At 69.9% G+C, this 4,410-nt stretch carries 4 protein-coding genes; 3 read left to right on the top strand and 1 reads right to left on the bottom strand.

Annotated features, from left to right (window positions below):
* Window positions 1-126: 126 nt before the first annotated feature.
* A complete protein-coding gene (locus AB0M47_RS42215; protein ID WP_363424543.1) occupies window positions 127-1,107 on the bottom strand; it encodes an acyl-CoA dehydrogenase family protein in 981 nt (326 codons plus the stop codon).
* A 61-nt stretch (window positions 1,108-1,168) separates the two neighbouring features.
* Between AB0M47_RS42215 and egtA the strand changes: the two genes are divergently transcribed.
* From egtA to AB0M47_RS42200, 3 genes are read left to right on the top strand one after another with little or no spacing between them, the layout of a single operon-like run.
* Entirely contained in the window at window positions 1,169-2,515 is a 1,347-nt protein-coding gene (egtA, locus tag AB0M47_RS42210; RefSeq protein ID WP_363424540.1) for an ergothioneine biosynthesis glutamate--cysteine ligase EgtA, read from the top strand.
* A 49-nt stretch (window positions 2,516-2,564) separates the two neighbouring features.
* Entirely contained in the window at window positions 2,565-3,482 is a 918-nt protein-coding gene (locus AB0M47_RS42205) for an ABC transporter ATP-binding protein (RefSeq protein WP_363424537.1), read from the top strand.
* The gene (locus AB0M47_RS42200) at window positions 3,479-4,300 is read left to right on the top strand and encodes an ABC transporter permease (RefSeq protein ID WP_363424534.1); all 822 of its coding nucleotides are present in this window, start codon (window positions 3,479-3,481) and stop codon (window positions 4,298-4,300) included. The genes AB0M47_RS42205 and AB0M47_RS42200 overlap by 4 nt, the downstream gene beginning before the upstream one ends.
* Window positions 4,301-4,410: the final 110 nt, after the last annotated feature.

Raw genomic sequence — 4,410 nt, 5'->3', positions numbered from 1 at the left:
GTGTCTTTGTTTTTATAGGGTTCGATATAGATTTCTAAAACTTGCTTAAATTCAATATCCTAACCCGCCTCGGCGGGGCCGTGACGTACATCGTCACGGCCCGCCCTTTATGCGTCGACCGGGGCGCTACGCAGCTCGTGGCGAGCGGACGATTCGGCCCAGCAACTCGTCGCGGATGCCGGGGCGGCTGCCGAACACGAGCAGGAACGCGGCCTCTCGAACCAGCCGTTGCGCGGCGGAGTCGAGCAGCACCGACCGGCTGCCGGTCTGGACCGCCAGCACCGTCGCGCACCGCATCGCCAGCTCGGACGCGGTCGCCCGGGCGGCCGGGGTGGATGTCGCGTCGGCCGTCAGCAGCGCGGTGCGGCAGGCGGCCACCTCTGCCGACAGTCGTGGGACGGCCGGGGCGTCGCCCAGCAGCCGGACGCAGCGCTCCGCGACACCGAGCGCCAGGAATCCGTTGAGCGCCCAGCCCGACGCCTCCCGGGCGGCCCAGTCGGCGTACGGCTCGGCGGCCACCAGGCGATCCGAGGCAAGGAAGTGATCGGCGAACGACACCGTCGCCGTCCGGCTGGCGTTGGCCGCCGACAACGGAACCACGGTCGCTCGCAGGGTGTCCGACTCGACGGCGTCGACGAAGTAGAACCGGACCCAGCCGTCGTCGCCGACCGCCGCCACGTGCAGGACGTCGATGAGATCCCAGCCGGTGACCCAGGCCGCTTCCCCGGCCAGCCGCCAACCCCCGGCCGACTCGTACGCCTTGAGCCCGCTGGCGCCCGGCCGGGCGCCCGAATGGGCGATCCCGCCACGGAGGTCGCCCCGTGCCAACGACGCCTGCCACTTTTCGCGTACACCTGGCTCGTCGGAAGAACCCGCCGCCCGCAGCGGGCCGCGATGCTGGAGCCAGACGAAGGCGGTGGCCAGGCAGCCGCCCGCGAACGTCGCCACCAGCGGTCCCACCTGCTCGACCAGACCGCCGACCGCCTCGTAGAAGCCTTCGCGGGCGAGCAGGTCCAGCTGCGACACCGGTACGCGCTCCGCCCGGTCGACCGCGCCGGCCGCCGGGAACAGCACCTCGTCGGCGATCCGCGCGGCCGTGTTCATCATCCGGCGAAGATACCGCAACACAAGCTGGCCTTCTGGATACTTCACATTTCCCATATGATTTATGGATATCTTTGTCTCCGCCGAGCCGGAGGGCGCCATGAACGCTCGCCCCTCGTCCGTAACCCCCGCAGTACCCGACACGCCACCGGAACCCGAACCCGCGCGCCCGATCGGCGAGCGCGAGGCCGAGGAGTTCGTCGCGGCGCGCACCGTTCACCCGGGGGCCGACCCGCAACTCGGAGTCGAGCTGGAATGGCTGCTCGTGGACAAACGGCAGCCGCGCGAACGAATACCGTTCGACACCGCGCAGGCAGCCCTGGCCGACGCCGCCGGATTCCCAACGCTGGCCACGCTGACCTGGGAACCGGGCGGCGCGCTCGAACTCAGTTCCCGGCCCGCGAGCACGGTCCCCGCCGCCCTGGCCGAGATGACCACCGACCTGGCCGCCGTTCGCTCGGCGCTCGGCAAGGCCGGGATCTCGCTGGTCGGCGCGGGACTGGATCCCGTCCGGCCGCCGCACCGCCTACTCGACGCGCCCCGGTACGCGGCGATGGAGGCTTACCTGGACCGCCGGGGCGACGCCGGACGATGGATGATGACCGGCACCGCCTCCGTGCAGGTGTGTGTCCATTCCGGACACGAAGGCCGGGGTCCACTCGGCTTCCGGGAACGGTGGCGGCTCGCGCACGACCTCGGGCCGGTCCTGGTGGCCACGTTCGCGAACTCGCCGATCGCCCGGGGCCTGCCGACCGGCTGGCGCTCGACGCGACAAGCGGTCTGGGCCGCGCTCGATCCGAGCCGTACGCGACCGCCGGTCGGCGACGATCCCCGCGAGGCCTGGGCGCGGTACGCCCTCGACGCCGGCGTGCTCTGCGTCCGCACCGAGAACGGACCGTGGCTGGTGCCGGACGGACTGACGTTCCGCGACTGGATCCGCACCGGGCTGCCTCGTCCGCCGACCACCGACGACTTGGCCTATCACCTGACCACGCTGTTTCCGCCGGTACGCCCCCGCGGCTACCTGGAGCTGCGGATGATCGACGCCCAGCCCGGCGATCGCTGGACCGTGCCGTTCGCCGTCGCGACCGCGTTGCTCACCGACGCACGGGCGGCCGACCGAGCGGCCGACGCCTGCGAACCGTTACGGCGTGTGCCGAGAGTGTGGCAGGACGCGGCCCGCCACGGGCTGACCCGGCCGGCGTTCGCCACCGCCGCGGCGACCTGTTTCGAGGCGGCGCTCGACGCCCTGCCGCGATTGGGCGCACCGCCACTCGTCAGCGCCCGCGTCGCCCAGTACGCCGAACGCTTCGTCGCGCGCGGGCTGACGCCCGCCGACACACTGCTCGAAAAGCTGCGTGTCCGATCGGAGGATGATCAGGCCGCCCTGTGGACAGCCTCAGAGCAATAGGGGTCAACCCTGATGGTTCCGCGTTGACCCCGTAGGACACACTGTGCCGATGGGCAGTGAGATCACCAACGGTGAGATCGTCGTGTCCGGCCTGACCAAACACTACAAACAGGTCAAGGCCGTCGACGGGCTGTCGTTCACCGTGAAGCCGGGGCGTGTGACCGGTTTCCTCGGGCCGAACGGCGCCGGCAAGACCACCACGTTGCGAATGTTGTTGAACCTCGTCCGTCCCACCGCCGGGACGGCGACCATCGGCGGAAAGCGATACGCCGACCTGAGCGACCCGATGATCGGCGTCGGGGCGGTGCTGGAGGCGTCCAGCGCGCACAAGGGCCGGACCGGCCGCAACCACCTCCGGGTCATCTGCGCGGCGGCAGGGCTGCCGTCGGCGCGGGCCGACGAGGTGCTCGAGATCGTCGGGCTGACCCCGGCGGCGAACCGGAAGTTCAAGGGCTACTCGCTGGGCATGCGCCAGCGGCTCGGCATCGCGACGGCGATGCTCGGCAACCCGCAGGTGCTCATCCTCGACGAGCCGGCCAACGGCCTGGACCCCGAGGGCATCCGCTGGATGCGCGACTTCCTGCAGTCCCTGGCCGCCCAGGGCCGGACCATCCTCGTCTCCAGCCACCTGCTCTCGGAGATGGAGCTGCTCGCCGACGACGTCGTCATCATCGCGGCCGGCAAGCTCGTCGCGCAGGGCGCCGTCGGCGACATCGTCGGCAACATGGGCGACGGCGGCCTGGTCCGGGTGCGTACGCCCAAGCCGGACGAGCTGATCGCGGCGCTGGACTCGGCGAGCGTCGTACGCCAGGAGGACGGCGCGCTCGTCGTCACCGGCATGACCGCCGCCGTCGTCGGCGAAGCGGCCCTCCGGGCCGGGGTGGCTCTGCACGAACTGGTCACCGAACGGCCCGACCTCGAACGGGTCTTCCTCGACCTGACCGCCGGCAAGGAGGCGATCCGATGAGGCTGATCCGCAGCGAATTCCTGAAGATCCGCACCACCAACGTGTGGTGGCTGTTCGTCCTCGGCACGCTGGGCCTCTGGGCGATCTCGTTCTTCTTCAACGTCCTGCAGGCGCACTTCGTCCTCAACCCCGAAGGCGTGCCGGAGGACCAGGCGGCGACCTTCAGCGCCATGGCCCAGCCGGCCGCGCTGACGGCGTACCTGGCGACGAGCGGGCAGTACTTCGGGCTGATGTTCGTGATGCTGCTGGGCATCCTGACGGTGACCAACGAGTTCCACCACCAGACGGCCACGACGACCTTCCTGGCGACCCCGCACCGGACCTCGGTCATCATCGCGAAGACGGTCGCGGCGGCCATCTTCGGCTTCCTGCTGTGGCTGCTGACGACCATCCTCAGCGTCGTCGGCACGGCCATCTTCCTCAACATCGAGAACGCGGAGGCGGCGTTCGGCGACTCGGCGGTCATCCGGTCGATCCTGCTGAACCTGATCGCGTTCGCGTTGTGGGGACTCATCGGCGTCGGCTTCGGCGTCCTGATCCGCAGCCAGATCGGGGCCACCGTCACGGCGCTGATCCTGTACCTCGTCGGCACCATCGCGGTCTCGATCATCGTCCAGCTGCTGTACGTGTGGCTGGAGCAGGAGTGGATCAAGCAGCTCCAGTGGGTGATGCCGTCGATCGCGTCGAGCCTGCTCGTCAGCGGGGTCGACCTGCCGGACCAGCCGCACTACTGGGTCGGCGGGCTCGTCCTGCTCGCCTGGGCCGCGGTCACCGGCGTCATCGGCACCCTCATCACCCGCAACCGCGACATCTCCTAACTCGCACTCTCGGACGCCGGCGCATTCGTGCGCCGGCGTTCGCGCGCGTTTTAAGCGCTGGATCAGGGTTCCGGGTCGAATCTTGGGTCAAGATTCGACTTGGAACCCTG

The organism is Hamadaea sp. NPDC051192 (assembly GCF_040682475.1).
Classification (GTDB): Bacteria; Actinomycetota; Actinomycetes; order Mycobacteriales; family Micromonosporaceae; genus Hamadaea; species Hamadaea flava.
This window is presented reverse-complemented; position numbering and strand designations above follow the sequence as displayed.